The organism is Listeria aquatica FSL S10-1188, assembly GCF_000525795.1.
GTDB lineage: Bacteria > Bacillota > Bacilli > Lactobacillales > Listeriaceae > Listeria > Listeria aquatica.
Window position 1 is genome coordinate 89,194 of record NZ_AOCG01000002.1, and the last position, 24,323, is coordinate 113,516.

General features: G+C 37.5%; 27 protein-coding genes and 3 pseudogenes. 12 read left to right on the plus strand and 18 right to left on the minus strand.

Annotated elements, in window-relative coordinates:
* Window positions 1-118: 118 nt before the first annotated feature.
* Together MAQA_RS15045 and MAQA_RS15050 are read left to right on the plus strand one after the other, a co-directional pair.
* On the plus strand, window positions 119-595 hold the full coding sequence (locus tag MAQA_RS15045) for a hypothetical protein (RefSeq protein ID WP_241463008.1): 477 nt from the start codon (window positions 119-121) through the stop codon (window positions 593-595).
* Entirely contained in the window at window positions 555-893 is a 339-nt protein-coding gene (locus MAQA_RS15050) for an FtsX-like permease family protein (RefSeq protein WP_241463009.1), read from the plus strand. The genes MAQA_RS15045 and MAQA_RS15050 overlap by 41 nt, the downstream gene beginning before the upstream one ends.
* 87 nt (window positions 894-980) lie before the next feature.
* Here MAQA_RS15050 and MAQA_RS01220 read toward each other — a convergent pair whose 3' ends face one another.
* Entirely contained in the window at window positions 981-1,268 is a 288-nt protein-coding gene (locus MAQA_RS01220) for a DUF3116 family protein (RefSeq protein WP_036070535.1), read from the minus strand.
* A gap of 237 nt (window positions 1,269-1,505) precedes the next feature.
* Here MAQA_RS01220 and MAQA_RS15960 point away from each other — a divergent pair, with 237 nt between their 5' ends.
* From MAQA_RS15960 to MAQA_RS01230, 3 genes are read left to right on the plus strand one after another with little or no spacing between them, the layout of a single operon-like run.
* Window positions 1,506-1,658, plus strand: coding sequence for an SDR family NAD(P)-dependent oxidoreductase (locus tag MAQA_RS15960; RefSeq protein ID WP_206537502.1), 153 nt, complete (start codon window positions 1,506-1,508; stop codon window positions 1,656-1,658).
* The gene (locus MAQA_RS01225) at window positions 1,642-2,280 is read left to right on the plus strand and encodes an SDR family NAD(P)-dependent oxidoreductase (protein ID WP_206537503.1); all 639 of its coding nucleotides are present in this window, start codon (window positions 1,642-1,644) and stop codon (window positions 2,278-2,280) included. The genes MAQA_RS15960 and MAQA_RS01225 overlap by 17 nt, the downstream gene beginning before the upstream one ends.
* A gap of 22 nt (window positions 2,281-2,302) precedes the next feature.
* A complete protein-coding gene (locus MAQA_RS01230) occupies window positions 2,303-2,773 on the plus strand; it encodes a MarR family winged helix-turn-helix transcriptional regulator (protein WP_036070537.1) in 471 nt (156 codons plus the stop codon).
* Window positions 2,774-2,981: 208 nt separating this feature from the next.
* Here MAQA_RS01230 and MAQA_RS01235 read toward each other — a convergent pair whose 3' ends face one another.
* From MAQA_RS01235 to MAQA_RS01250, 5 genes are read right to left on the minus strand one after another with little or no spacing between them, the layout of a single operon-like run.
* Entirely contained in the window at window positions 2,982-3,869 is an 888-nt protein-coding gene (locus MAQA_RS01235) for an ROK family protein (protein WP_036070539.1), read from the minus strand.
* A 33-nt stretch (window positions 3,870-3,902) separates the two neighbouring features.
* The gene (locus tag MAQA_RS15965) at window positions 3,903-6,272 is read right to left on the minus strand and encodes a glycoside hydrolase family 38 N-terminal domain-containing protein (protein WP_277619924.1); all 2,370 of its coding nucleotides are present in this window, start codon (window positions 6,270-6,272) and stop codon (window positions 3,903-3,905) included.
* The gene (locus MAQA_RS15970; protein ID WP_206537505.1) at window positions 6,211-6,513 is read right to left on the minus strand and encodes a glycoside hydrolase family 38 N-terminal domain-containing protein; all 303 of its coding nucleotides are present in this window, start codon (window positions 6,511-6,513) and stop codon (window positions 6,211-6,213) included. Before MAQA_RS15970 ends, MAQA_RS15965 begins: the two co-directional genes overlap by 62 nt.
* A gap of 1 nt (window position 6,514) precedes the next feature.
* Window positions 6,515-6,970, minus strand: a complete 456-nt coding sequence (locus MAQA_RS01245; protein ID WP_036070987.1) for a PTS sugar transporter subunit IIA — start codon at window positions 6,968-6,970, stop codon at window positions 6,515-6,517.
* A gap of 36 nt (window positions 6,971-7,006) precedes the next feature.
* Window positions 7,007-8,488 (minus strand): PTS fructose transporter subunit IIC, encoded by a 1,482-nt coding sequence (locus tag MAQA_RS01250; RefSeq protein ID WP_036070541.1) that lies wholly within the window; start codon window positions 8,486-8,488, stop codon window positions 7,007-7,009.
* Between the two features lie 125 nt (window positions 8,489-8,613).
* Between MAQA_RS01250 and MAQA_RS01255 the strand changes: the two genes are divergently transcribed.
* Window positions 8,614-9,363 (plus strand): MurR/RpiR family transcriptional regulator, encoded by a 750-nt coding sequence (locus MAQA_RS01255; protein WP_036070544.1) that lies wholly within the window; start codon window positions 8,614-8,616, stop codon window positions 9,361-9,363.
* 619 nt (window positions 9,364-9,982) lie between these two features.
* On the opposite strand, the gene MAQA_RS01260 is transcribed toward MAQA_RS01255, so the two are convergent.
* The 3 genes from MAQA_RS01260 to MAQA_RS01270 are packed head-to-tail and all read right to left on the minus strand — an operon-like array spanning window position 9,983 to window position 11,222.
* Window positions 9,983-10,366 (minus strand): DUF423 domain-containing protein, encoded by a 384-nt coding sequence (locus MAQA_RS01260; protein ID WP_036070547.1) that lies wholly within the window; start codon window positions 10,364-10,366, stop codon window positions 9,983-9,985.
* Between the two features lie 15 nt (window positions 10,367-10,381).
* Complete coding sequence (locus MAQA_RS01265) at window positions 10,382-10,660, minus strand: YwdI family protein (RefSeq protein WP_036070550.1); 279 nt, start codon at window positions 10,658-10,660, stop codon at window positions 10,382-10,384.
* 4 nt (window positions 10,661-10,664) lie between these two features.
* A complete protein-coding gene (locus MAQA_RS01270) occupies window positions 10,665-11,222 on the minus strand; it encodes a maltose acetyltransferase domain-containing protein (RefSeq protein WP_036070990.1) in 558 nt (185 codons plus the stop codon).
* A gap of 235 nt (window positions 11,223-11,457) precedes the next feature.
* On the opposite strand from MAQA_RS01270, the gene MAQA_RS01275 reads away from it, so the two are divergent.
* Entirely contained in the window at window positions 11,458-11,655 is a 198-nt protein-coding gene (locus MAQA_RS01275; protein WP_036070552.1) for a helix-turn-helix transcriptional regulator, read from the plus strand.
* Window positions 11,656-12,079: 424 nt separating this feature from the next.
* Here the strand turns inward: MAQA_RS01275 and MAQA_RS01285 are convergent, their stop codons facing one another.
* Entirely contained in the window at window positions 12,080-12,568 is a 489-nt protein-coding gene (locus tag MAQA_RS01285; RefSeq protein ID WP_149023271.1) for a hypothetical protein, read from the minus strand.
* Window positions 12,569-12,953: 385 nt separating this feature from the next.
* Here MAQA_RS01285 and MAQA_RS01290 point away from each other — a divergent pair, with 385 nt between their 5' ends.
* From MAQA_RS01290 to MAQA_RS01300, 3 genes and pseudogenes are all read left to right on the plus strand, one after another.
* The gene (locus tag MAQA_RS01290; RefSeq protein WP_036070558.1) at window positions 12,954-13,820 is read left to right on the plus strand and encodes a Cof-type HAD-IIB family hydrolase; all 867 of its coding nucleotides are present in this window, start codon (window positions 12,954-12,956) and stop codon (window positions 13,818-13,820) included.
* 32 nt (window positions 13,821-13,852) lie between these two features.
* Window positions 13,853-14,665: pseudogene (gene pdxK, locus MAQA_RS01295) on the plus strand (pyridoxine/pyridoxal/pyridoxamine kinase); the annotation flags it as partial.
* 122 nt (window positions 14,666-14,787) lie between these two features.
* Window positions 14,788-15,353 (plus strand): annotated as a pseudogene (locus tag MAQA_RS01300) (DUF420 domain-containing protein).
* A gap of 52 nt (window positions 15,354-15,405) precedes the next feature.
* On the opposite strand, the gene MAQA_RS01305 reads toward MAQA_RS01300, so the two are convergent.
* From MAQA_RS01305 to MAQA_RS01315, 3 genes and pseudogenes are all read right to left on the minus strand, one after another.
* Window positions 15,406-16,311 carry an alpha/beta hydrolase gene (locus tag MAQA_RS01305; RefSeq protein ID WP_036070561.1) on the minus strand — a complete coding sequence of 302 codons (906 nt, stop codon included), beginning with the start codon at window positions 16,309-16,311 and terminating at the stop codon, window positions 15,406-15,408.
* A 24-nt stretch (window positions 16,312-16,335) separates the two neighbouring features.
* Window positions 16,336-17,071: pseudogene (locus tag MAQA_RS01310) on the minus strand (metallophosphoesterase).
* Window positions 17,072-17,153: 82 nt separating this feature from the next.
* A complete protein-coding gene (locus tag MAQA_RS01315; protein WP_036070562.1) occupies window positions 17,154-17,357 on the minus strand; it encodes an Lmo0654 family protein in 204 nt (67 codons plus the stop codon).
* Window positions 17,358-17,542: 185 nt separating this feature from the next.
* On the opposite strand from MAQA_RS01315, the gene MAQA_RS01320 reads away from it, so the two are divergent.
* Together MAQA_RS01320 and MAQA_RS01325 are read left to right on the plus strand one after the other, a co-directional pair.
* Window positions 17,543-18,397 (plus strand): DUF975 family protein, encoded by an 855-nt coding sequence (locus MAQA_RS01320; RefSeq protein WP_077913520.1) that lies wholly within the window; start codon window positions 17,543-17,545, stop codon window positions 18,395-18,397.
* A gap of 8 nt (window positions 18,398-18,405) precedes the next feature.
* On the plus strand, window positions 18,406-18,945 hold the full coding sequence (locus MAQA_RS01325; protein ID WP_052008417.1) for a GNAT family N-acetyltransferase: 540 nt from the start codon (window positions 18,406-18,408) through the stop codon (window positions 18,943-18,945).
* Window positions 18,946-19,001: 56 nt separating this feature from the next.
* Here the strand turns inward: MAQA_RS01325 and MAQA_RS15975 are convergent, their stop codons facing one another.
* From MAQA_RS15975 to MAQA_RS01345, 5 genes are all read right to left on the minus strand, one after another.
* Complete coding sequence (locus MAQA_RS15975; protein WP_277619923.1) at window positions 19,002-19,127, minus strand: hypothetical protein; 126 nt, start codon at window positions 19,125-19,127, stop codon at window positions 19,002-19,004.
* Between the two features lie 40 nt (window positions 19,128-19,167).
* Window positions 19,168-19,656: a GntR family transcriptional regulator gene (locus MAQA_RS01330; protein WP_241463010.1), complete on the minus strand. Its 489-nt coding sequence runs from the start codon at window positions 19,654-19,656 to the stop codon at window positions 19,168-19,170.
* A gap of 271 nt (window positions 19,657-19,927) precedes the next feature.
* Window positions 19,928-22,597 (minus strand): YhgE/Pip domain-containing protein, encoded by a 2,670-nt coding sequence (locus MAQA_RS01335; RefSeq protein ID WP_036070564.1) that lies wholly within the window; start codon window positions 22,595-22,597, stop codon window positions 19,928-19,930.
* 31 nt (window positions 22,598-22,628) lie between these two features.
* Entirely contained in the window at window positions 22,629-23,273 is a 645-nt protein-coding gene (locus MAQA_RS01340; RefSeq protein ID WP_036070568.1) for a GntR family transcriptional regulator, read from the minus strand.
* A gap of 18 nt (window positions 23,274-23,291) precedes the next feature.
* Window positions 23,292-24,248, minus strand: coding sequence for a magnesium transporter CorA family protein (locus MAQA_RS01345; protein WP_036070570.1), 957 nt, complete (start codon window positions 24,246-24,248; stop codon window positions 23,292-23,294).
* Between the last annotated feature and the right edge of the window lie 75 nt (window positions 24,249-24,323).

The following is a 24,323-nucleotide window of genomic DNA, read 5'->3' on the forward strand; positions in this document are numbered from 1 at the left end:
TCAAATCCTTCTCACCCTGTTACATTTAAACAAGCAACCACTATCTATCTTTTGAAACCAGATAAACCTACAAAAAAAAATAAACGATATTTTCCTTTATGAAGATCAGTTTCAGGTGATGAGTGAAAGTCAATATAAACGGCTTTTCCATGAACTTTATCCCAAGGAAATGTCTACAAATTTAGGTAAAAAAAAGGCGCTTTTCATTTTACCTACGAGTGTAGCTGAGCTAGACAAAATAAATCAAAAGCCAGCTACGATTCATCTTGGCAAATCAAATACATTTCAAGTGAGTTACGATAGCCGCGCAGTCTTACAGAGCCTATATGGTGGCATCCTCGTTTTACCTGATGGGGCAATCAAATCACTACATCCAGAAAAGTATCTTCACATCCAGTCCATTAATATTTCAAATGAAAAACAAGCCTTCGATCTCAGTAAAAAACTAGAAGCGCAGCTTTCCTCAGATGCTGGTCTTCTTAGCTATCCTGAAACATATCGTTATGTCATGAACACCATGGGCGTTTTATTATTTATCGGATTGTTTATTGGACTTGTTTTTTTTAGCGGCAACAGGTTGTATTATTTATTTTAAACTTTTGACAGAAGCCTATAGTGACAGAGAAACTTATGTCATTCTTAAAAAAATTGGCGTAACAAGAAAAGAAATTCGCTTCAGCATTGCAAGACAAGTTCTAATTATTTTTCTGATTCCACTTGTTCTTGGTATTATGCATAGTAGCGTTGCTCTACTTTGTTTAGCCAACTTAATAGAAGTGGACTTAACACGTCCTGTTATTCTAACCACAGTGATCTATACCTTGATGTATATTATCTATTATCTCCTAACCGTAAACAGTTACACTAATATCGTGATTGGGAAAAACAAATAAAAAATCTCTCCAAATTGCGCCTTCACTTGACACAATTTGGAGAGAAATAAAAAAAACGGAAAGCGTGCTTTCCACTTCGATGTCCCCTTAAAAATCCTTTTGAAACCCCATTCGTTCTAATTCCCAATACAGCAGTTTTCCTTTGTCAGTAATAAAATATGTCTTCTTTGATTGAATAAACGGTTGTTTGCGAATCACAAAGCCCTTCCACTCCAACCAGTAAATCGTGAGTAAGAGTTCGTTACGAGAAGGATAGCTTTTATCATGACTTATTAGCGCATCAAACCGTTCTTCTTGGAAGTTTACGAAATAAAAATTGGGATCATAGACATAGTTCAACGTAATCCACTTCAATTTTTCTGTTGGTTCTTTCAAAATGCGCTCACCCTAATATGCTTGATTTAATCCTATTATAGCAAAGCCGGCCAATAAAAGGAATTTTTGTTTTCGAGAAAATTTATTTGAGCAATCTTCCATTAAAAATTTTTTTAATGGAAGCCACAAGTTATTTCTATTTGCGAACAGAAATAAAAACTTGCAATTTTTCGATAACCCGATATAATTAATGTCTAGACATGCATGTCTAGACATTAATTAAAAGGTGGTTTTATCATGACTAATTATACTTTGATTACTGGCGCTTCATCTGGCATTGGAAAAGCATTTTCGGCTTACTATGCTAAAAATAAGGAAAACTTAGTTTTAATTGCACGCTCGAAAGAAATATTACAAACAATGAAAGCCGAGTATGAAAAAAAAGTTTAACATTCAAATCAAAATTTTAAATGTTGATCTCGCTCAAGAAAGTGCTCCACAAAAAATCTTTAAAGAAATCCAAAATCAGAATTTACTTATCGATCGTTTAATAAACTGCGCTGGCTTTGCTACAAGTGGAAATGTCTATGATACAGACTTCTCAAAGCAACACCAACAAGTAATGCTCAATGTCACCAGTTTATTTGATTTAACAAAGCTTTTTGTAGATGGTATGATTCAAAGAAATCGTGGACAAATTATTAATATAGCCTCCAGTTCTGCCTATCACCCAATCCCGACAATGGCTGTATATGCAGCAACAAAGGCTTTCGTTTTATCGTTTACAGAAGCCCTAAGCCTTGAATGTCGGGACAAAAATGTCCAAGTATTAGCGATTTCTCCTGGAGCGACTGATACAAATTTCTCTTCCGAAAGCGGTGGGGTAGCAGTCGGTAACTTACGAACTCCTGAAGGCGTAGTAAAAGCAAGCATCGAAGCTTTGGAGAAAAAGAAAATATCCAAAATCGACGGTTTCAATAACTATTTTACAAGCGCTATCCTTCCCCGCCTCCTTACGAGAAATAGAATGGCCAATCTTGTTTATGGTATAATGAAAAAGCAACTTAAATAAGTAAGAGAGGTTGAAATCGTAAATGGATAAGATAGAAGAACTGAGATACCTAATTAAAGCTGCGGACAGAGAAGGAGAAGACATTTATCGCAAAATGTTAACTTCTTTGCATATCACGCCTAGCCAAAATGAAGTATTAAAAATACTCTCGTTTAAAGATGGTCTTTCCATTTCCGAAATTGGTGATCTTTTAATTTGTGGTTCTGATAGCCCTAGCCGCATTGTTAAACGACTAATTGACAAAGAATATGTTGTTAAAAAAGGAAACCCTAAAGATGTTAGAAAATCCGCCATTCACCTTACTCGTTCAGGTGCAGCGATTTTAAAAGAAGCCACAAAAATTGAAGATCAATTTAATACACGTATTAGAACTTTACTCGCTGACCAAATTGATATTGATTTATTAATAAGCGTCCTAACTAAGCAAATTGAAGGTACAAAAACAGAGCAGCAGATAAACCAACGAAAAAAAGTTTTAGCTTCACTCTTTTAGTTTCTTTCTTCGCATGCTCGTAGGTAAAAAAACAGACTTCCCCTTTTTAAGGATAGTCTGTTTTTTGAGGACTTTGACGCTTTCCTCTTACATACAGGGAAAGCGTCAAACAGTCGATTTCTTTACTGTTGTTTTTGGTGAAGGGAGCGCTACAAAGGAAAGACCTTTTCCAAAAAGAAATAACTTCACATTTTTCAAACGCCAGTAACTAACAATTTAAATGCTCCAACTCCTTTTGGCAATGATAGCTCGCCCCAAGCAAGTTTGCATCATTGAAAAATTGCGCTGGTAAAATTTTAGGGTGAACCTTGTGATGGGGTCGATGCCTCAAAATTCGTTCAAGTGAATCTTGCAACATTTGGATAAAAAATGGGTTTTCGCTAACAGCCCCTCCAATTAAAATGATATCTGGATCTAAGATGTACTGTAAATTAATTATACTGGCAGCCAAATAATCCATTCGCTGCTGATAAAACTCTTTTACTTCTTGATTTTGTTTCATGACTTCAAATAAAATTTCCCCATTTTTTTCTAAGCCAAATTGCTGTTCTGCGTCTTTTAATACGGCTTGAAACCCAATTCGTCCACCGAGTGTCTGAAAAGAATCATCAGCAGGATTATTCGCAATTAACTCATAGCCAAGTTCCCCGGCATTTAAATTAGCTCCATGTAGAATATTGCCTTGAATTGCAATCGCGCCGCCAACAGCAGAACCGATGACATACATCGCCACATTTTGAATCCCCTTAGCGCTACCTAGCCATAATTCTCCTAGGAGGGCACAATTCCCATCATTTTCAATGAAAACGGGTTTTTGAACTCGTTTTTGAAGATCGACAACAAGTGGTTTTCCGATAATATATGAAATGGCGGAAGAACCTGTAAGGATCTTTTTCACTTGGTTATAAATTCCCGGCACACTAAGTCCGATAGCACGGGCTGCTTGATGGTTATGTGAAGCTTTTTCCAGATAATCAAGCAAATCAAGATAGTTACGAGGAGTTGATTGCACTTTTTTGAAAGACAATTCTCCAGAACTATTTACTAATGCCTGTTTCACTGTTGTTCCGCCAAGATCGAACACAAGATCAGCCATTCTTTCCAACTCCTCCATAAATAGATCGATGCCCTACAGCCATAATTTGATACTGACAAAATCATATGGAGCAATCTCCTGCTGTTCTTGTAGCGGTTGCTCTTGTACGTTTACAAAACAAACTTTGCTAAATTTTGATGTGTCCAAACTACCAATGGATAAAACACGTTCTGTCGGATTTTTCAGCCGTAAAATAAAGGCGTTTTGGTCATACAATGATGGCATAAATGTGCTGTCCCAAGCCTCTGATTCACTTTGTAAAAGCGAAAACTCCTGAATCGTCTCTTCTGCTTTTTGATGAGTTTGAATCTTATTATCTAATCGATGAATAAATTTGTTTAGCATTTGATTTTGATAACACATGGATTCATCCACGTATTCTTGCTGTTCTTCTGAAACAACAGATGAATCAAATGTGCCCTTTTGAACGGAGAAGGCAAATTCAAATTCCAATTCTCCTAGAAGTTCTGCCAAAGGCGTCGGCATCATTATATGCCCCTTTTTGGTAGTGTCTCCTGAGGCACGACCTGGCCGGTATAATAGGTTTGGCTTTCCAAGCTGACTGGTACTTGCAAATAGGGTTAGGTATAGTTTGGATTGTTGAAATTGATATTCTTTAATCCCTTTTCCGAAAGCTGTTATAGTTTTCTCCTCGTCATAAACTGAAACACTTTTATCAAACGGTTCTAAGTCAATCGGATATTCTACATACTTTTTGTGCCAGTCCTTGAGTTCTCCCTGCAAGTTTTCTCGCCCGATAAATCCAAATGGCAGTGACGCCATAGTGTTTCGATTTTCTACCTCTGTACGAATAACTACTCGCAAACGGTGGCTTAAAATCTCATTTTGAACAATTAATTTGCATCGAATAACCGAACTGTCTTGACGAAGTTCCATTTCAAGCTTCATTTTAAGTTCGCCAGTTTCTTCTGTTTCTCCACATCTTGCTGCGAGGTCTTTCGGCAATTGAAAGTTCCCCGATAAATACATGATTTCAACTAATTCTGATTTTTTCACTGCATCCACTTTTAATCCAAGTAAAGTAGGCTTTTCATTTTCTAGTGGTGAAAAATCATACGTATCTCCATTATTTCCAGTATCTTCAAATGCTAAGAAGTTCTCAATTTCCGTACCCTCACTGGTTTTTAATAAGAGTCCAGTTTTTGTTTCTTGAATCCGGTAATACTTGTTTTTAATTTCTTTCTCAGAGACAGCTTCAAGCTCTGAAAATGGGTTCTCTGCTTTTTCGATTTCTAAAACTTTGAATCCCATTGCTGGAATTTCAATATTTGCTAGAACAAATAGGCGATAATAAGGGGCTTCATTGATATATTTGGGTCCTTCTGGTGTTTCTAGCAAAAGATTATCTTTTCCTTCAAAATAGATTTCATTCAATATAACAGCTTCTTGCTCCCCTTTAAAACGAATCATTTTATCAGAAGCCAGAAAATCAATTATTTTATACCCGTTAAAAGCTTTTGACGTCGTATTAAAGACAATCACTTGATTCGCATTTAATCCAAGTTTCTCTGACAAACGTTTCGCCAAATAATTTTCAAATCCGCTCGCTAACTCATCTGCTTCCTTCATTCGGTGTAAAATGTCTTTTGCTACGTCATCCGATACGCATCCGCCCATCGAATCATGCGCATGTCCTTCAAGGAGTTTCTTCCACGTTTTAATGAGTAGTTCGGTTGAAAGCTCTATTTCATGTGCTTTCGCAATCGCAAGTAACGGCTCCACACGTTTTGTTAACTTTTGCTCAATTAAATAGTTCAACCGCTTAATGTCATAACGTACAGAACCAATGGATTTATGCGCTCTTGTTGTACAAGGCTCCCTAAATTCACCTTGATATTCAGGTAAATCCGTTTGGTTTCTAAGCGTCTCTAAAAAGGCTTCATAACTGCTTTGGAATAAATAATAATCGACCTTTTTATTTATACGCTTTATCGTCTCTGGTAAATTGGGAATGATTTCAAGCTGATCCCCACCTGATGGAAGTAGTAGATTCTTGTTATCCGTCCATTTTTCAATCCGCTTTAATGCAGGAAGCAAACGCTCTTCGAGATAGTCATCGGAATCATTTAAAAAAGCAGCCGTTCCGTATCCATCCACAAGATTTGCCGCAATAATTTTCTTTTCACCTAACCCTTTCCAAATAAAATAAGGTGATTGGACTTGTGTTGCAAGATTGAGTCCCCGCCAAAAAACAATATTATCAATTCCACAGTTTTGTAAAAGCGTTGGCATTTGCGCATTAAATCCAAATGTATCAGGTAAATAACCAATTTTCATTTCCTCTCCGTAGCGTCTAGAATCACGAATGCCTATTGCAAGATTACGAAGAAAGGATTCTTCTCCAACGAAAAAAGCATCTGTCTGCGTGTACCAAGGGCCAATAGCTAGTTGCTTTTTTTTTCACTAACTTTTGAATTGTCTCAAGTTTTTCAGGGTGAAGTTCGAGATAATCATCGACAATGGAAGACTGCCCGTCAAGACAAAACTTCGCCTCCGAATTTTTTTCAAGCTCCGATAAAACATCAGAAAATAAATTATCACTTAACAAAAGCGCATCCATCGTCGTGAAATACCACTCTCTATCCCAGTGTGAATGACTGACCACATGAACCTTCTTTTTCACCTCATTTCACCCCCAATTTCTGGCAAATCAATCGATAAATCTCATTTTGTGTTTGGCTAGCCTTTATTCCTGAACGAAACTCATCATCGATTAATGCTCGAGACAAAAGTGCTAAATATTTCAAGTGCTCATCAGCAGCTTTTTCAGGAATCAATAACACAAAGGAATCAGTAATTGGATTCCCGTCAAGACTATCCCAAGGAATTGGGGCTGTTTTAAAATACATTAGTTTAGGAGAATAAACCGTATCATTTTTACAATGAGGAATAGCAAATCCTTCTTGGAATCCGGTTGTTTGTTGCTGTTCTCTTTCTAGCAAGCCTTTGATACAAGCTTCTTTTGAAGAAACAAGTTCTTTTTCCGCTGCCTTTTCTGCAACGATCTTCAAAAACGTATTTTTATCTGTCAGCCCTTCCTCTATAAAAAAGATATTTTCTTCCGCAAAAATTTCATTCATCTTTTGAACCCCTCCAAATTCGACTAAAGATTTCAATTATCCAACCTGTTGTAATTCATTTTTTCGTTTTCTAAGCAGGAATCGATATAGTAACGCATTTAAGAAAGCCGCAAATAAAATAGCAACTATCCAGAGTAACCAAGACATTTCAGGCCCCGTTGTATAACCAACGAAAGCACCTAGAGGAGAACCAACTCCTCCATAAAACTGAATCCCCATTGAAGCAACAAGTGCACCTGATACTGCAGAAGAAATGGTATTTGCAATGATAAGTGATGGATGGGCGGCGGCAAATGGAATCGCTCCTTCTGTTACCCCGACCATGCCCATAACTAAAGCTGATGAACCAAGTGTCCGCTCTTCTGTTGTGAAATATTTTTTAAATAGAAGCGTAGCAATACCCGCTCCGAGTGGCGCAACAGCAATAGCTGCTCCTGTTGCCGCTTGAGGAATAGCGTTAACACCAGTTGGGCCAAACTGATTCATTGTATCAACAAAAATAGCAGAAGAAACGAGCAAAGCAGTTTTATTGATAGGTCCACCCATGTCGACACCCATCATTCCACCTAGAACTGCTCCGTAAATGATTGGTGCAGCAGCATTATTAAGTGTCAAATCATTAATAAAGCTATATAAAGAATTCATTAACCCTGCAATCGGTTGTCCAATCAAATAATAGATCACTACAAAAGAAATAAAAGTAGCTATAACGGGGATAATTAAAATGGGGACAATAGGTTTAATTAGCTCGGGCCATTTAATTTTTTTCAGTGCTTTCACCATAAATCCAACACCAAAACCGACTAAAATGGCTCCGATAAATCCAGCCCCTGTTTCAGCTCCTAGAAATTTCGGATCATTGATAATATAGCCTGCAATGAATGCCGGAGCAACAGCTGGCTTGTCTCCAATTGCTCGGGCAACCCCAGCAGCAAAAATCGGAATCATCAAGGTGAAACCGACTTTACCTAAATCAAATAACTTGGAGAAAAATTCACCGCTTGCTGTATCACTAAATCCCCAAACAACTAGATCGGCATTATTAGGATCTGGATGAAAGGCCATTGTATTAGCAATCGCAAGAAGTAGACCAGCAGCAATCGTAACAGGAATCATATCTGAGAGCCCAGACATTAGATATTGGACAAATTTATTCGATGAAGTCCCAATCTCCATTTTCCCGCCTACTTTTGTTCCCTTTCCCCCATGAATCGTTGCTTTCTCCATGGCTTCACTCAACAAGACAGAAGCATCTTTGAGTGCATGGTTTGTATCTGTTTCAAATAACTTTTTACCGATAAAACGAGATTTATCAATGGCAATATCCGAAGCAATAATAACAAGATCGGCTTCTGCAATTTCTTTTTCAGTTAGCGCATTCTCTGTTCCAATCGTTCCCTGTGTCTCAATTTTTGCGTCTATACCGAGTTCTTCAGCTGCCTTTTCGAGTGCCGCTTGAGCCATATACGTATGTGCAATCCCTGCAGCACAAGCGGTTACCCCCACAATTTTTTTCATTTTTATCCCTCCAAGTTAAATTGACATAAAAGCGCTTTCATGATAGAGTTTAACTGTAAAAGAATTTTTTTTCAATACCAATTTTAAATTTGAGAATTTGTTCTCAAAAAATCGGAGGTCTAAATATGAACGAAGTACTAAATCGAATCAAAAGATCCTACGAATCATTTACCGCCAATCAGCAGGACATTGCTAAATTTTTACTCAAACAACCGGAACAAATTGAAAAATTAAATGTTCGAGAACTTGCAAAAGTTACAAGAAGCGCCCCAAGCGCCATTATCAATTTTTCAAAACGCTTAGGTTATAAAGGCTATTCTGAGATGAAATATGAGTTTCTAAATAATCGTGAAGACTTATCTTCCTTTATGGTTCCCTATATGGCAGTGAATAAGATCAAACAAACCAGCTCTTTCAAGCAAGTGGCAGATAAACTATATCAAGCAGAAAAAATCTACCTTCTTGCTTATCAAATGTCTCAAATTCCCGCTAAAGACTTTTACTTCAAAATGCATAAAATCGCACCTAGTAAAATTGTTTTTTTCACTTCTTTTGAAGACCAAATACGTAATTTACCCATTATTAAAGATGGAGATGTAGTACTGATGATTTCAAACAGTGGCGAGTGCGAGGAGATTCTTTCTGCAACACCACTTTTACCTAGTGAGTGTTGTAAGATCTTACTTACAAATGGTGTGAAATCAAACTTATCAAAACATGCGGATATCGAACTTAGCCTAGGCATCTTGGAAGACGATCCACTTTTGTTTAAAGAAATTCCGACTCTTTCTCGAAATGCTCTTCTTTATGCACTTGATGAATTGTTCAAAATGATACTTGAACAGGATTACGAGAATAACCTAAAAAAAAATTAGACAATCCAGTAAATTTTTTTTTGAATAAACGTTAGCAAGTAAAATAGAGCTTATCATTTGAGTTATTCATTTTTCTTGGATAGGAGAGGTCGCTAAATTTATATTAATTAAGAGGAAATGTGTCTAGACAATATCACGAAAATCAGCCCGCACATTTTTCCAACACACATGTAAAAAGGCTTGACAAAACCGGCTTAAGTGAAACAGCAATTCAACAAAGAATTGGACATGTGAAAGGTTAAAAAATCACAAAAATTTACACTCACTCTGATGAAGTCATAAGAAAAGACACAATTAATATTTATTTAGAGTACAAAAAGGGCAAAAAATCTGATTTTTATAGTGAGGGATTTTGTGAGGGACAGCCCAAAAATTGAACAAAAAAAAGACGCTCAACCCTTGCTATAAGGGAAAGCGCCAAACAAAAAGGGAGTTTAAGGTAAGAAAGGATGACCCACTACTAAAAAGGGAGAAAAAGTAATAAGCCATCGTTGCTTACTGTTTATTTACCCGCTTTTTTTCAATTAAACCGTTTTTTTTTACTACAAAAACATTAACATTACTTAACAATCAAGCGAAATTATGTAATTAAAGTTACAAAACAGATAAATTGATTGACTCAATATCTACTAAAAAATGAGTTTTGTCTAGCTGCTCCAATGATTAAACACAACCAGCCTGCGAGGAATGCAAAACCACCAAAAGGAGTAATGGCTCCTAAAATTGAAATTTTCGTGATGCTAAGTGCATATAAACTTCCTGAGAACAAAATGATTCCGATAGAAAATAGCACAGCAGCAGAGGCATATAAACGACTTCTTTCTTTCATCAATAATTGACCGCAAACTAAAATCCCGACAGAATGGAACATCTGATACTGTACTCCTGTTTCCCAAGTCGCTGCATTAGCTCCTAAAATTCCCTTTAATGCATGCGCTCCAAATGCTCCAATCGCAACGGAAAGCATCGCAAAAATACCGCCCGTAATCAACGCTTTTTTCATACTACTTCACACCTCCTAAAAATCGAATAATGAATCACCGTTTGCTCCATCCTCAAAATCCATTTTTTCACTTTTTTCCTTTTGAATTTGCGGCGGACGGCTGCCCGTCATTTTTTCCCAAGTCAAATCCTCAGGAACCGCCGCTTTCTTGCCCTCATTTTCTGTTAAAAGCACTTCCGCTAGAACTTTCAGTGCACTTAGATGTATTTTGCGCTCCGTTTCATTCGAAGCTTCTTTTGCGGAACTTAATTCCTGCTCCATCTTTTTTAAAACAACTTGTATATCTACTTCCACTTGTTTACCCTCCAGGAATTTCTTTGATAATTTTGGCAGGATTTCCGCCAATGACCACATTATCGCCAAAACTTTTGGTGACAACTGCACCTGATGCCACAACGACATTATCGCCAAGCGTCACACCCGGATTAATAATTGCTCGTCCACCTATCCAAACATTATCACCAATTGAAACGGGCTTTCCAAATTCTAAACCGCTATTTCGTTCAACTGGATCAACTGGGTGTGCGGCTGTATAAATATGTACCCCGGGCGCAAACATACAATTATCCCCGATTTTCACTTCACAAATATCTAAAATGACGCAATCGAAATTAGCAAAAAAATGTTCACCTACAGAAATATTAGAACCATAATCCACACGAATGCAGGGTTCTACATTTAACTCTTTCCCCGTACTTCCAAACAGTCTTTTCAGGAGCTCTGCCCTTGTTTTAGGTTCAAGCGTTTCATTGATTTCTCTTGTTAATTTGCGTGCTCGTCTTCTTGCATAAACGAGCTCTTGATCTGACGGGTCATAAAACTCACCCGCAATCATTTTTTCCACCTCGGTTTTCATCCACACACCCCGTTCCGAATTTACTTCTTTCATTATAACGAAATTCCTGAAGCGAAGCAAAAATGCTTCATTTTCGTACAAGAAAACTGCAATTTCATTTAGAGATCTGAGAAAAAATACCCTAAGGATACTAGAGTTGATACCTAAAAGCTTCTATGTGAAATTTGCTTTACAATATAAAAATACTACACTATAATAATGTAAAGTAAAGTTTACAAGGGATGTGATTATAGGAGTGCTTTATAATCTTATCAAAAAGCATCGTGAAGAAAATCAAATCTCTCAAGAAGAATTAGCGCATGTAGTTGGAGTCTCTAGGCAGACCATTCACGCCATTGAAAAGGGTAACTATAATCCTAGTTTAGAGCTTAGCTTTAAGTTATCGATTTATTTTAACAAAAGCATCGAAGAATTATTTCAATATAAGAGGTGACATTCATGAAAAAATTACATTATCAATGCTTGCCAAGTCCTTATCTTTTTAGTATATGGCTTTTTTTTTAGGCTATGTTATGCAAGGGCTTTCTGTCACACAATCTAATTTATCAGACATACTACCTTCCTTGATAGGTGGTTTAATGGGATGTTCCTTTGCATTAATCTTTGGATTTTCGCGTATAAAAAAACGATTAGATCAAAATGAGGATGATGAACGATATGTTCAAAGTAGAAGTAAATTTTCGTTTTACTTCTTAATCATCCTTTTTGCCACTATTCCCTTCCTATTATTTCTAATAAACTTCAACGGGCATTTTATTATTCATACAAAAAATATTGCACTAGTTGTTTTTATCCTACTGATAGTCTACAGCTCAGGGTTATATATTCTTAAGAAAAAATAAGAAGCATAGTGCTTCTTATTTTTTCACTTTAGAGTAAGTTGTCTTCACAGCTCCTCTCGAAAAGTTATTTTTATTATTTGAAAATTCATCCACTACTTTGTAGTAAGCATAATTTTTATCTGTCTTTCGATAAATGCTTTGCCGCATATACGAATATTTTTTAATATACGAAATGCCAACAGTTTGGGCAACTACCCCTGCTATAGCAGCCCCTTTATGAATTGCAGCTAGTCCACCATTCATTAAAGCTGCATAAGCAGTATTGGTAAACTTAAGACTAACTATCTTCCGGGATATTAAACTATATTTAGAACCTCCACCACTAAATGCCTGATTACTTCTAAGCAAAGAACTTCTATCTGCCGATTCTATCTTAACAATCTTATCGTTTTTCACAAAATAATCAAAACTTCCAATCACCTGTAAATCTATTTCTCCGTCATGATTATTTATTTCCTTTTTCATCAAATTATCTTTCTCTTCATATGAACTATCTTCTGCCAATACATGTGTTACAGGAAACAGTGTGGAAAACAAAAAAAAAAATGATTGCCACCATTTGTGCTATACATGTTACTCTTCTTTTTTTCATAGTTGCTACCTCTTTTCGTTGAGTTTTATTACAGCCAGAGTATAGCATAAAAAAGGTTTTCAAAACAAAAAAATTTCATAAAAACCTGTTTTTTTGTCGTGAATGACTAAATATCGTTGTTTTCCACTTTTTTTTTGGATTATACAAAGAATTTTATTTTTCATAAGTTGAGTTTCTTCACAAATTCCACAAAAAAAAGATAGTTACTCATTTTAGATGTGTTTATATTACTGCAAATTCCCTCAAAAAGTGCTATGCTAGTGATGGGTCAAGGAAAACACAGGAGGAATCTTATTTATGATCAAAGTTATTGCTTCTGACATGGATGGAACGCTTTTAAATTCGGATATCTGTGTGACGGAAGAAAATGTCAAAGCCATTGAACACGCACGCGGAAAAGGCATTCACTTTGTCCTTTGTACTGGGCGAATGTACGATGATGCTATGCGTCTTATTAATGAAGCTGGTTTATTTGCACCGGCGATTTGTATGAACGGCGCTGAAATTCGCGATGAACATGGAAAAATTCTACTACAACATGTTATCGACAAAGATCTTGCCAAAAAGACATTCCAAATTTTAACTGACTTAGGCATGTACACTGAGATTTTCACTAACATTGGTCCGGTTACTGTGGACCGTGAAAAAGGAAAAGCTTTTATGATCGAGATGTTTCAAAAAATCCATCCAGAATCAACTGTCCAAACGATTACAGAACAAATTGAAAATCGTTTTGAAGCGAAAAACATTCATGAAATTAAAGATCCCGAACGAATTTTTAGTAATGACGAGATGAAAATTTTAAAATTCATTACTTTTTCTGCGGATCCTGACGTTTTAAAACAAGCCCGTGAAGCTCTTAATGTTTCTAATGAACTGGCCATTACTTCTTCTTTTTCGGATAATATCGAAATCACAAACCATGAAGCTCAAAAAGGAATTTCCCTGCAATACTATGTGGAAAAACTCGGTGTTTCGCTTGAAGAAACTTTCGCAATTGGAGATAATATGAATGATATTTCCATGCTTAAAATGGCTGGTTATAGTGTTGCTATGGGTAATGCGGAAGATAAAGTGAAAAAAGAAGCTAAATTTATAACGACGACAAATGATGAAAATGGGGTTGCAGCAGCCATTTATAAAATGCTCGAAACCAATTCCTAAGAATAATTTGGAGGGAACAAAAATGACAATCAAAAAAAACGTTAACAGTAGCAGGCTCTGATTCGAGTGGCGGAGCTGGTCTTCAAGCTGACTTAAAGACGTTTGAAGAATACGGTACATTCGGTTTTAGTGCAATCACAACGATTGTAACAATGGATCCTGATAACAACTGGGCACACGGAGTAACACCAATTGATGCCGGGCTTGTTCGCGATCAGCTTAAGACCATCCTTTCTGGCGGTCCAGTGGATGCCATGAAGACTGGGATGCTTGGTTCTGTAGATATTATTCAAGCTACTCGAGAAGCGATCGACCGCTATCAACTCAAAAATGTGGTTATTGATCCGGTTATGGTCTGTAAAGGAGAAGATGAACTCATTCAGCCAGAAAATGCGGAAGCAATCCGGGATTTACTTCTTCCTGTTGCAACTGTGACGACACCAAATCTATTTGAAGCCGGTCAGCTTTCTGGTTTTGGAAAACTTGAAACCGTTGAAGACATGAAGCGTGCAGCTGAAAAGATTAACCAACTTGGTGTTAAATATGTCGTCATAAAAGGTGGAAAAGCACTCGAAAGTAATAAAGCGATCGATTTGCTTTATGATGGCAAGGACTTCACGATCTATGAAGTCGAAAAGGTGGATACAGATTATAACCACGGAGCTGGTTGCACATTTGCTGCAGCGATCACTGCGGGACTTGCCAAAGGGATGACTGTTCCTGAAGCAGTTCAAAAAGCAAAGGATTTCGTGACAGCCGCGATTCAAAATGGTTTTGCTTTAAACAAATTTATCGGTCCTGTTTGGCACGGTGCCTATAATCAGGCTGAAAACCAAATAAAATAAATTAGCGAAAGCTCACTTTAAAAAAAGCTAAATCGACTTCGATTTAGCTTTTTTTTATTTCTTGCATCAGCCATTTCATGTATAATGGAGGTGATCTGATTTTAAGGAGGATTTACATAACCATGGAGCAAAATCAAGAAAAGTTTTCCAAATCAACATCTGAAAAAAATTATTTTTGGCCGATCATGATTTTTTCAGCGGTTGCTGTTGTTATTATCTTATTACTATTCTTTTCACCCATCGGCTATCAAGGGAAAGTCCATTTTGATTTAACGATTTTACCACGAATGAACGCTATTTTTAACAGTTTTACTTTTGTCTTTTTTATTAATTGCACTTTGGGCGATCGTTGTAAAGAAAAATGTGAAACTTCACCGTGGCTTCATTTTGGCCGCTTTCACTTCTACCCTTTTCTTTCTCGTCACTTATTTGAGCTTTCACTTCCTCTCTTCTGAACCAAACACATTTGGAGGAACTGGATTTATCCGCCCGATTTACTTTTTCATTTTAGTGACACATAGTTTTCTTGCCGCTGTTGTTGTTCCACTTGCTCTATTCGCTCTTGTTTGGGGCTGGACGATGCAAGTTGAAAAACATAAAAAAAATCGTACGCTGGACGATGCCAATTTGGCTTTATGTGAGTTTAACTGGCGTGCTCGTTTATCTCTTTATGGCTCCTTATTATTAAACACTAAAAACCCCAGCCAACTGACGGCAGGGGTTTTTTAGCTGCGCAATATTTATTTTTTGGCATTTGGAACCGTATCAAGATTGGCATCACTATCTCCTTCAACGCCATCTGGCAGGTTCCATAAAAAGCGGCTGACAAGCGTGTCTACTTCTGCATTTTCATGAAGTCCGCTGTGTGTTACATCCGGTCCTGCAACGACTCGCTCTTGATAGGCACCTTTAGGGAAAAAGTTTTTCGCATAAAAAACACTGCTTACTTTAACGAGACCATCAGAACCTGAATTGTTCCGATTTCCGGCAACCGCTAAAACTTGAATGTTTTTGGGGATGCTAGCTTTTTCTTTCACAAGAAGTTGTAAAGCAGCCGAGCCGACTTTTAAGTCATGTGCCGCCGGATCTTTTTGGAGTTTAAAATAATTTGCCTTATCAATTCCCGCAAAAGGCGTTGCGATCGCAATGAATTTTTGAGGAACCGGGTAAGCCGCATCAACAGGGGTTTTTTCCAAGTAGCTTAAAATAGCTAAACCTCCCATTGAATGTCCAACAAAATTAATTGTCTTCACCTGCTCGTATTCTCGTAAATATCGCATGGCTTTTTGTAACCAAATCGTTTGTCTTGCGAGGCTCGCGCGGTTATCTTCAAATAAAATTTGAACGGCCGAATCCCCGTCTTTTTCATATTTTCCAATTCCACCAGATACATCTAGCTCGCCGTTTTCAGCAACCACTATTCGCATGGCTATCTTCTTACCACCTGATTCGTAACCAAACCGGTTCAACATATGTCCGAATGAATTCACTGTTCCTTTATAGCCATGTACAAAAACAGTTGGAATAATTGTTTCCTTTACTTTTGCTTCACTTTTTTCCTGTGTTTTCCAAAAGTAAATGCCAAGCACAGCTGCGCTAATAATTAAAACGGCGGCCAGCAAACCTAAAATTTTCGCTTTTTGCAAGGTGACACTTCCTTTATTTACAAACTAGGAACAATCACTTTGATAAGGTTCATCTTTTGAAACCATAAAGATTTTTGTGACTGCTTTTTCCTCCACGACAACAGCATTCAAACTGCCACCAAACACTGCCCCGCCGTCAATATCCATTCTAGTTTGATCTTGGGATAGCCAAATTCTACTCGATCCATCGCTATGTAAGTTCTGAACAGGTGTATGCCCGAAAATGAAAACTTTTCCAGTTCGATTTTCTCCAAACAAAAAGGGCTCACGAATCCAGTAAAAATCACTAGGTTTTGTATCATACCAGTTTTCACAATTAAAATCAACTCCAGCATGAACAAAAACATATTGATTCATTTCATAATAGAGAGGTCTTGATTCAATAAAGGCGATTAAATCCCCTGACTCTTCCATAACTTTTTTTTGCCAGTTCTTCTGGAGTTGCTAAATCATCTACATTTTCAAGGAGAAGTGATTGAATCGTTTCCATACCACCTTGACTGATATAATAACTCATCTTCTCAGCAGGATTTTTCAACCAGTCGAGTAGCATAGCTTCATGGTTTCCTTTCAAGACTACGACATCCGCTTCATCATATAGTTTTTTCACAAGTCGTAAAACCGCGCCCGGATTCTCACCTCGGTCAATTAAATCACCCACGAATAAAAGTTGTTCTCGCTCTTTATTCCAGTTTTTCAGCATCTTTTCAAGTAGTGAAATCTCCCCGTGGACATCTCCAATCGCAAAAATCGGCTTCATCGCCTCTCCTCCTTTTCTTGTCAGATGGAACAAAAACGTCCCAATAAATCTGGACGTTTTCATTTTTATCATTTTCTTCTCATCAGTCGATTGGATCTTTACGAAGTTTTTCCTCAATTTCTTTAATTTCGCGCCGAATGCTTCCAAGGCGCATTTCTGAACTGTTGATCGGTCCATTTTGAAGCATCGGATCTTCAAAGCCTTCTGGATCAGCAACAACTTCTTGGTATTCACGTCGCAACTCAATTAAGCGGTCTTCTAAATCTTGCCTGCTTTTCTCGTTCATTTTGCCACCTCCACTTTGGAAAACTCTTCTCTTCCTTTTCCCCAAAAAATAAAAAACAACCCTTTTTTTGAAAAATAATCGAACAAATGGATAAAAATACGTTTTTACTGTATTTCATTATCATTTTATGCTATTTTTAGGATGATATTAGTGAAATTTTACAAAAAAGGAAGGAAGATGATAATATGCAATCTATTTCAGAACTACGTCGTTCTGCACGTGAATCACTCCGAGGCAAATGGGGACTTGCCATCGGCGTATTTATTCTGAGCTATCTCATTATCGCCGCCGGAAGCTCAATTTTAGGATTCATTCCGATTCTAGGCTGGCTCGCTAGTTTTCTTTTAATTGGACCGCTTACAATCGGAGTCAGCTGGTTCTATCTCTCTTTAAGTCGAAAAGAGCGTCCAGATGTCGGCTATATGTTTAGTGGCTATAATGACTTTGGACGAACCTTGCTCGCTTATGTACTTGTTTCAGTATTCACCATGCTCTGGTCATTACTCCTCATTGTTCCCGGCATTATTAAAATGTATTCTTATTCGCAAACCTACTATATATTACGTGACAATCCAGATATTTCAGCACTCGACGCCATCACAGAAAGTCGACACATGATGAATGGTTATAAAGGAAAACTTTTTGGACTTTCCCTCACCTTCCTACTTTGGTATCTGATTCCAGTAGTAATCTTTATCATTGGTATTGCTGTAATGGGAACTGGTGCAGCCTTTTCCGATATGTTCTACTATGGAGAGAACGGGAGCATTTCCATTATTTCAGTTGGCTCGATCATTGGTGGAAGTTTTATCTTACTGCTTGGCTTCCTTGCTTCTATCGCTATTTCTATTTTCATCTATCCTTACTCCCAAACAGCTTACGCAATCTTCCACGATGACTTGTATAGCGAACTCGAACAAGATTTAGCAGAAAATGATTTTTACGACGAAGACTTTACAGAAGAATCAGCAGAAGTGCAAGAGGATCTTGGCTCCGAACCAAGCGAAAAAAAAGACGCAAGAAACAAAAGAAGAAGATGACACCGAAAATGACAAAAACAAATAAGCTACTTGTAGCGGATGACACCTTTTCAATTCGAAAAGCAATGCCAGAAGATGCACAAGCCTTAGAAGAATTAATGCTTGAAACGGCTCATTGGCTAAAAGAAAAAGGCTCCTCGCAGTGGAACGAGATTCTCCAGGGAAAAGATGTTCACAATCTTAGTAAAAAAATAGCAGCTAACGAAGTTTTCCTCGTCCAAAGCCAAGATGGACAAGTCGCTGGAGCCATGATTATACAAGAATCCCCAAATGACTGGGACAAAGCGCTTTGGGAAGAAGAAGCATCTAATAAAGCTCATTATTTACATCGCTTGATGGTTGCCCGTGCATTTAGCGGGCAACATCTGAGTCAAGCCATGATTCAGTTTGCTGCAACTTTCACCATTTCCGAACAAGTTCCAAGGTTACGGCTTGATACAAAAAAAGACGTCCCTGTTCTTAATCAACTTTACCAATCAGCTGGGTTCACGTTAAAAGGTATCCAAAATGGTTACTCACTCTATGAAAAAATTTTAATTAATCCATAAAAAAAGGACTATCCCCCCTTTAGCTCAGGGGAGAGGTAGTCCTTTTAAATTCGAGTTTAACGAAAAGCATTGGCGCCATAGCTTAGTAAGAGTGTCTTGATTTCATCACTAGCTTCTAAGTAGCGGCGTTCTTTGAGTAGAGCAAGAATGCTATTTAATTGCTTGATGTTATGTTCTCGCATTTCCTCTGAAAATTGATTGATTGGATCTGCTGAGAAATAGTTAATGTTGAAAAATACTTTTTTTTGTCATTTCCTTGTAGTAAGGATTTCCGGAGTAGTTGATCAAACGCAAGAAAAACTGATGTTCATTGAAAATATATTCATCCATGTCACGCAAATAAGAAGCACGATCCATAGATTGTATACATTTTTCTAGTTCGTCAATATCAATTTCTTCCTCAGTTTGTTCAAGTTTTTCAAGCGTTGCTTTAATAAATAATTCAACAACTTCAAGTAATTGCACATAACGTGTGGAATCGACAAGTGAGTCTTTTACAACCACGCCGCTGTAGGTTCTATAGTCCAAGATGCCTTCTGCAACAAGTGCTGTGATAGCTTTCCGAATAGGTGAACGACTAACCCCTAGTTCTTTTGAAAGTCTTTCTTCCGTTAGATGTTCATTGGGCTTCAATTCACCATTCTTGATTTTTTCAATAACACTGTAATAAACAACTTTATCGAGGGTCTTATAGTCTCGTTTACTTTTCAATTTATAACGCTCCTTCAATCGGTGAACTTTCTCATATTATACCACATGCGATAGATGAAACAAAGCTGATTTTTTAGGCTTTTTCAGAATCTCTAAAAAAAAGACGATGAAAAAACCTCAAAAAACCGCTCAAATGATACATAGTTCCCATATACCCATGAAAAAGAGCCCCGAAACGAATTTTTGACAACTTTTTGACACTTTTTCAATTCAAACAAATTTTTATTGTTTCAAATTCCTTTTCACATTGTATACTAAATTTAGCGTTTAGTTAATGAATGAGTTTACTTCGTTTTGCTTTGGCCGAGAGTTTCGGCACAACTCGATCGAGTGGTTTTTTCAAAAGAGTTCCAATCAAAATGAATATAATCATAAAGCCAAACAAGACACCTATATCTAAATAAGCACCTGGCCAGTAGATTCCGCCAACGCTTTCGCGGATTAAGTTCACAGCATAAGTGAATGGCAAGAATGGATAAATCGCTTGGAAAAACGGCGGTGACACTTGAATCGGGAAGTTTCCACCCGCGCCAGAAATTTGTAAAACAAGAAGAATAATCGCGATCCCTTTTCCGACATTGTTAAATAAAGAAACAAGCGTGTACACGATCGTCATGAAGACCATACTGATGAAAAGACTAAATATAATATGCCAAACTGGTTCACGAATATACACATGGAGCAAGAAAATATTTCCGAGTGTAACGAACAAGGCTTGCATAAATCCAATGGAGAGAAAAGTTAAAAGTCGACCAAAATAGCGATGAATATTCGTAAAGATCCCACCTGGAACTTCAACATCCACCCGGAGAAGTGAGATAACAAGTAGAGCTCCTACCCAAAGACAAAGCGCTGTGTAAAACGGTGAGGAAGCAGAGCCGTAATTTGGAATTTTGTAATACTCCGTTTGATTTAGCTGTACCGGGCTCGCGATAAAGTCACTGTCCTTATCCGCATCATTTCGAAGGAACGAGATAATTTCTTGCAAATTATATTCCTTATCAAAATCATTTATCTTAGAAGCCGCTTGATTGATTGCTTTTTCAAATGTAGGCAGCTCATTTCGCGAAAGATCAGCTGCGATCGTTACTGCTTTTTCAAGCTCAGGCATCTTTTCTTTGATCAATTTGGAAGCCGCTTGTAACTCTTTTTCAAGATTCGGAAGATCATTTCGAACAAAATCTCCTGCTCGGTGTAGCTTCGTTTTAATAGCCGGGAAATCATTGCGGTAAAAAACAGCCGCTTGATTGATTCCAGAAATCACTTGATCGAGTTTAGTATCAATCAACTGAGAAGTATCCTTCAAGATTTTTTCAATTTCCGGCAGTTTAGCTTGAAACTCTTTCAAATAAGCTTGACCTGTTTGAAGAGTTTTCTTCGAGTTTTTCAAAACATCAGCAATTTCCGGTATTTTCCCTTGAGCCGTTTTCAAAAGCTCTCCAGATTTCGCTAAATCCGCCTTGATTTGACTAAGCCCCGCCTTGATTTTTGGAACAATCGTGCTATCATATTTTCCAAGAATTTGGTCTAGCTTGCCGCTAATTTGCTTCGCCTCGCTGTTCAAACGATCTACGAGCTCTTCGGCCGGTTGTTTGCCGGCCTGAACGTCTTGCTTCAACTTCTTAACCGTTTCTTTTTGCTCAGCAAGTAGCTGTTTCACTCCCGATAAATCAGAAATAAAGCCATCTAAAGGATGATTGGGAAGCGTCTCGTTAAGCTCTGTCAACAAATCAATTTGTTTCGTAAGAAGCCCTTCTAAGTCCGTCATTTGTTTTTCAATTTGATTTAGCGCTTTTAGAGCCTCTTCAGGCGTCAAGTTGCCATCCTTCAGATCCCCTGTGATCGCGACAACATTATCCGCAACTTGTTTCATTAGCGTCAAATTCGTTTTAATCGCTGGCGCTACCGTATCAAAAGAGGCATCCACTTGATCTGCAAATTTCGAAACTTCACTTGCGTACCGACTACCATCCGAAGCGATTTTTTGTACTTCTGGAAGCGCCTCTTCCGCTGTATTAATGATCCCAAGTGCCTGACTGGATTCATCCAAGGCATCATTCAAGGTTTTTTTCACCGTACCAAAGTTTGCCTCTACTTCGTTAATTCCCGCCGCCACTTTGCGAATTTCCGGTATTTTCGTTTGCAGAGTTAAAATTTCACCGCCCAGTTCATCCATTTTCGGAATGGCTGCTTCTACTTTTAAAAGTTCAGAAGCCGCTTCATTCAGCTCTGGTATGCGGTCACTTAATTCTTCCACCTGTTGAGCTTTTTCCTTGATGTCCGGAAGTTTCGACTCAATTCGCTGTGCCTCTTCTCCCATTTTGTTCATTTCTGGGATTGCATCTTGAACAGCAAAAACTTTATTTTTCACTTTTCGAATAGTCGGCAGCTCATTTTCAAGGTCAATCCCCGCCTCGTTAAACTCAGCAAGAACCGATTTACTAACAGTCCCCACAAATTCACTGCTAATTTGATTCACAATCGTTGAAGCCCCAGCATCCGTCATCTTAGGCGCTATCGCATTGATTTTTTCATTTACCGAATAATCAATTTGCGGTTTCTTAGCGTCATCAGTCACAACCGATACCATATCCTTCGAAAAGTCAGCTGGGATGTGGATTGCCGCATAATATTTCCCACTTTTTACACCCTTTTGTGCTTTCTCGTTGCTGACAAAAGTCCATCCTAATTTATCATTTTTCTTCAATTCTTTCTTAAGTTCAGTTCCCACATTCACTTTTTGATCTTTTCCAGGAACTGAAACCTCAGCACCTTTATCATCGATGGAAACCGCTACTTTGATTCCTTTGGTATTAGAATACGGGTCCCAGAGCGCTTCAATGTTGAACCATGCATAAAGCGAAGGCAAAATGATTAGAGCAATCACAAGGAGAAGTGCTAGTGGCGCTTTAAAGACACGTCGCCAATCTAAAATAAAAATTCCAAATACCTTTTTTTATTTTAATCCCCTCCTATCTAAATGTTTGCACGATAAATTTATTTATTAATTCTTTCACGTTTTTTCTTGCTTCCTCGTAACTTCCACTCTGCAGATTTTTTATAACCAAACTCATTCCTTGCTCCGTTTCTGCAGCCAAAATAAGAGGTAATACTTTGATTTCCTTTTGTGCTTTTAGATCAAAATCGTTTTCTAGCACTTGAATAAAACGGTCAGCATAACTATTTTGCATAAGATGAACAAAGCTTTTGAGTGAATCAAACAAAACTTCGATGTAAAGAGTTTCCTGCTTTTTTTGCAAATGCTTTTGAAGAATTTCTTTTTTCTCTTCAAACCGTTCAGCTTCAAAAGTAATTCGCTTATTTTCCAATTTAGAAATCGTCTGAAGAACTAGTATTTCAACGATTTCAAGTAGCGAGACAAAATGACTTGCTGTCATTTCACTTTCAATGACTGTCGCTCCCCGATTAACCTTTATTTCTAACAATTGTTCGGCTTCAAGTCGTGCGATCGCCTTCCTAACAGGTGTCCTTGAAATATGTAACTCACTCGCGATAGAAGCTTCAGAAATATGATCGCCAACCCGTAGTTTTCCGCTTAAAATCTTTTCTTTGATCGTTGCGTAAGCTAATTTTTCAAACGTTTCTTTTTCAGGCACTCAGCCTTCCTCCTTCTTTTAAAAATACTTTTTCCTCCAAAAAACGAGGGTTACAACAAGCGTTACGACAAGAATAAATATCATAATAAGTGAAAAAGCATGGGCATACTCGGCAAATGGCAATTTCACGTTCATACCGTAAATACTTCCTATAATTGTTGGGAGAGACAAAATAATCGTAAATGATGTCAAAAACTTCATGACCATGTTCAAGTTGTTGGATATGACAGAAGAAAAAATATCTGACATCCCACTAATGATTTGCGTATATGTATCTGTCATCGCAATAGCTTGTTTGTTTTCGACAAGAACATCTTGCAACAAGTCACGATTCCCTTTATCCCACATAAAATGGCCTACACTTGCAATCTTATCTAAAGTTGCCTTATTAGATTGTAGAGCAGTAGCAAAAAACACAAGACTTTTTTGAACAGCCATAAATGCATATAACTCTTCATTTTTCATCGATTGTTTAATTTTTAATTCTAGTTGATTCGTTGAACGAATGATTTCATTCAAGTAACGCAAATAATAGAAAGATACAGCATAGAGAATCGTAAGTAAAAACTGCCCACGCTTTTGTGTATCGAAGTATTTTTCTGTTTTATCCGTTCCAACATTTTCTAGTACTGGTATTTTCTTGAGTGTAACCGTTATAATCACTTCATGTGTCAAAATAATTCCAATTGGCAGAGTTTCATACATTTTATATCCCATTTCATCTTTTGAAACATACGGACAGTCTACAATCACAAGTGAATGTTTAAAGGTTTCAACCTCTCGCTCCATCTCTACCCGTGAGCGTTCCTCCGTATCGAGTGCATCGAAAAAATAGTCATGCGGAATCCCATATTTTTCACATAACTGGTCAACTTCTTCATCCGTCGGTGCCGTTACTTTAATCCAGCAGCTTGAATTTGGTGCATCAATCTGTTTGATTTTATGCTGCTCATCTGTTTCAAAGAACTCAATCATATTTCTTCCCTCGCTTCATAGAAACTCTCCTTCTATATTAGCAATTTTTCCGCGTATTGTCGCTTTTATTTGTTT

Bases quoted from the DNA above. Each gene is read 5' to 3' on its own strand.
- MAQA_RS15045 (WP_241463008.1), top strand. From the start codon at position 119: ATGAGTGAAAGTCAATATAAACGGCTTTTCCATGAACTTTATCCCAAG.
- MAQA_RS15960 (WP_206537502.1), top strand. From the start codon at position 1,506: ATGACTAATTATACTTTGATTACTGGCGCTTCATCTGGCATTGGAAAA.
- MAQA_RS01225 (WP_206537503.1), top strand. From the start codon at position 1,642: ATGAAAAAAAAGTTTAACATTCAAATCAAAATTTTAAATGTTGATCTC.
- MAQA_RS01230 (WP_036070537.1), top strand. From the start codon at position 2,303: ATGGATAAGATAGAAGAACTGAGATACCTAATTAAAGCTGCGGACAGA.
- MAQA_RS01235 (WP_036070539.1), bottom strand. From the start codon at position 3,869: ATGGCTGATCTTGTGTTCGATCTTGGCGGAACAACAGTGAAACAGGCA.
- MAQA_RS01245 (WP_036070987.1), bottom strand. From the start codon at position 6,970: ATGAATGAAATTTTTGCGGAAGAAAATATCTTTTTTATAGAGGAAGGG.
- MAQA_RS01250 (WP_036070541.1), bottom strand. From the start codon at position 8,488: ATGAAAAAAATTGTGGGGGTAACCGCTTGTGCTGCAGGGATTGCACAT.
- MAQA_RS01255 (WP_036070544.1), top strand. From the start codon at position 8,614: ATGAACGAAGTACTAAATCGAATCAAAAGATCCTACGAATCATTTACC.
- MAQA_RS01260 (WP_036070547.1), bottom strand. From the start codon at position 10,366: ATGAAAAAAGCGTTGATTACGGGCGGTATTTTTGCGATGCTTTCCGTT.
- MAQA_RS01270 (WP_036070990.1), bottom strand. From the start codon at position 11,222: ATGAAAACCGAGGTGGAAAAAATGATTGCGGGTGAGTTTTATGACCCG.
- MAQA_RS01290 (WP_036070558.1), top strand. From the start codon at position 12,954: ATGATCAAAGTTATTGCTTCTGACATGGATGGAACGCTTTTAAATTCG.
- MAQA_RS01315 (WP_036070562.1), bottom strand. From the start codon at position 17,357: ATGAACGAGAAAAGCAGGCAAGATTTAGAAGACCGCTTAATTGAGTTG.
- MAQA_RS01320 (WP_077913520.1), top strand. From the start codon at position 17,543: ATGCAATCTATTTCAGAACTACGTCGTTCTGCACGTGAATCACTCCGA.
- MAQA_RS01325 (WP_052008417.1), top strand. From the start codon at position 18,406: ATGACAAAAACAAATAAGCTACTTGTAGCGGATGACACCTTTTCAATT.
- MAQA_RS15975 (WP_277619923.1), bottom strand. From the start codon at position 19,127: ATGCGAGAACATAACATCAAGCAATTAAATAGCATTCTTGCTCTACTC.
- MAQA_RS01345 (WP_036070570.1), bottom strand. From the start codon at position 24,248: ATGATTGAGTTCTTTGAAACAGATGAGCAGCATAAAATCAAACAGATT.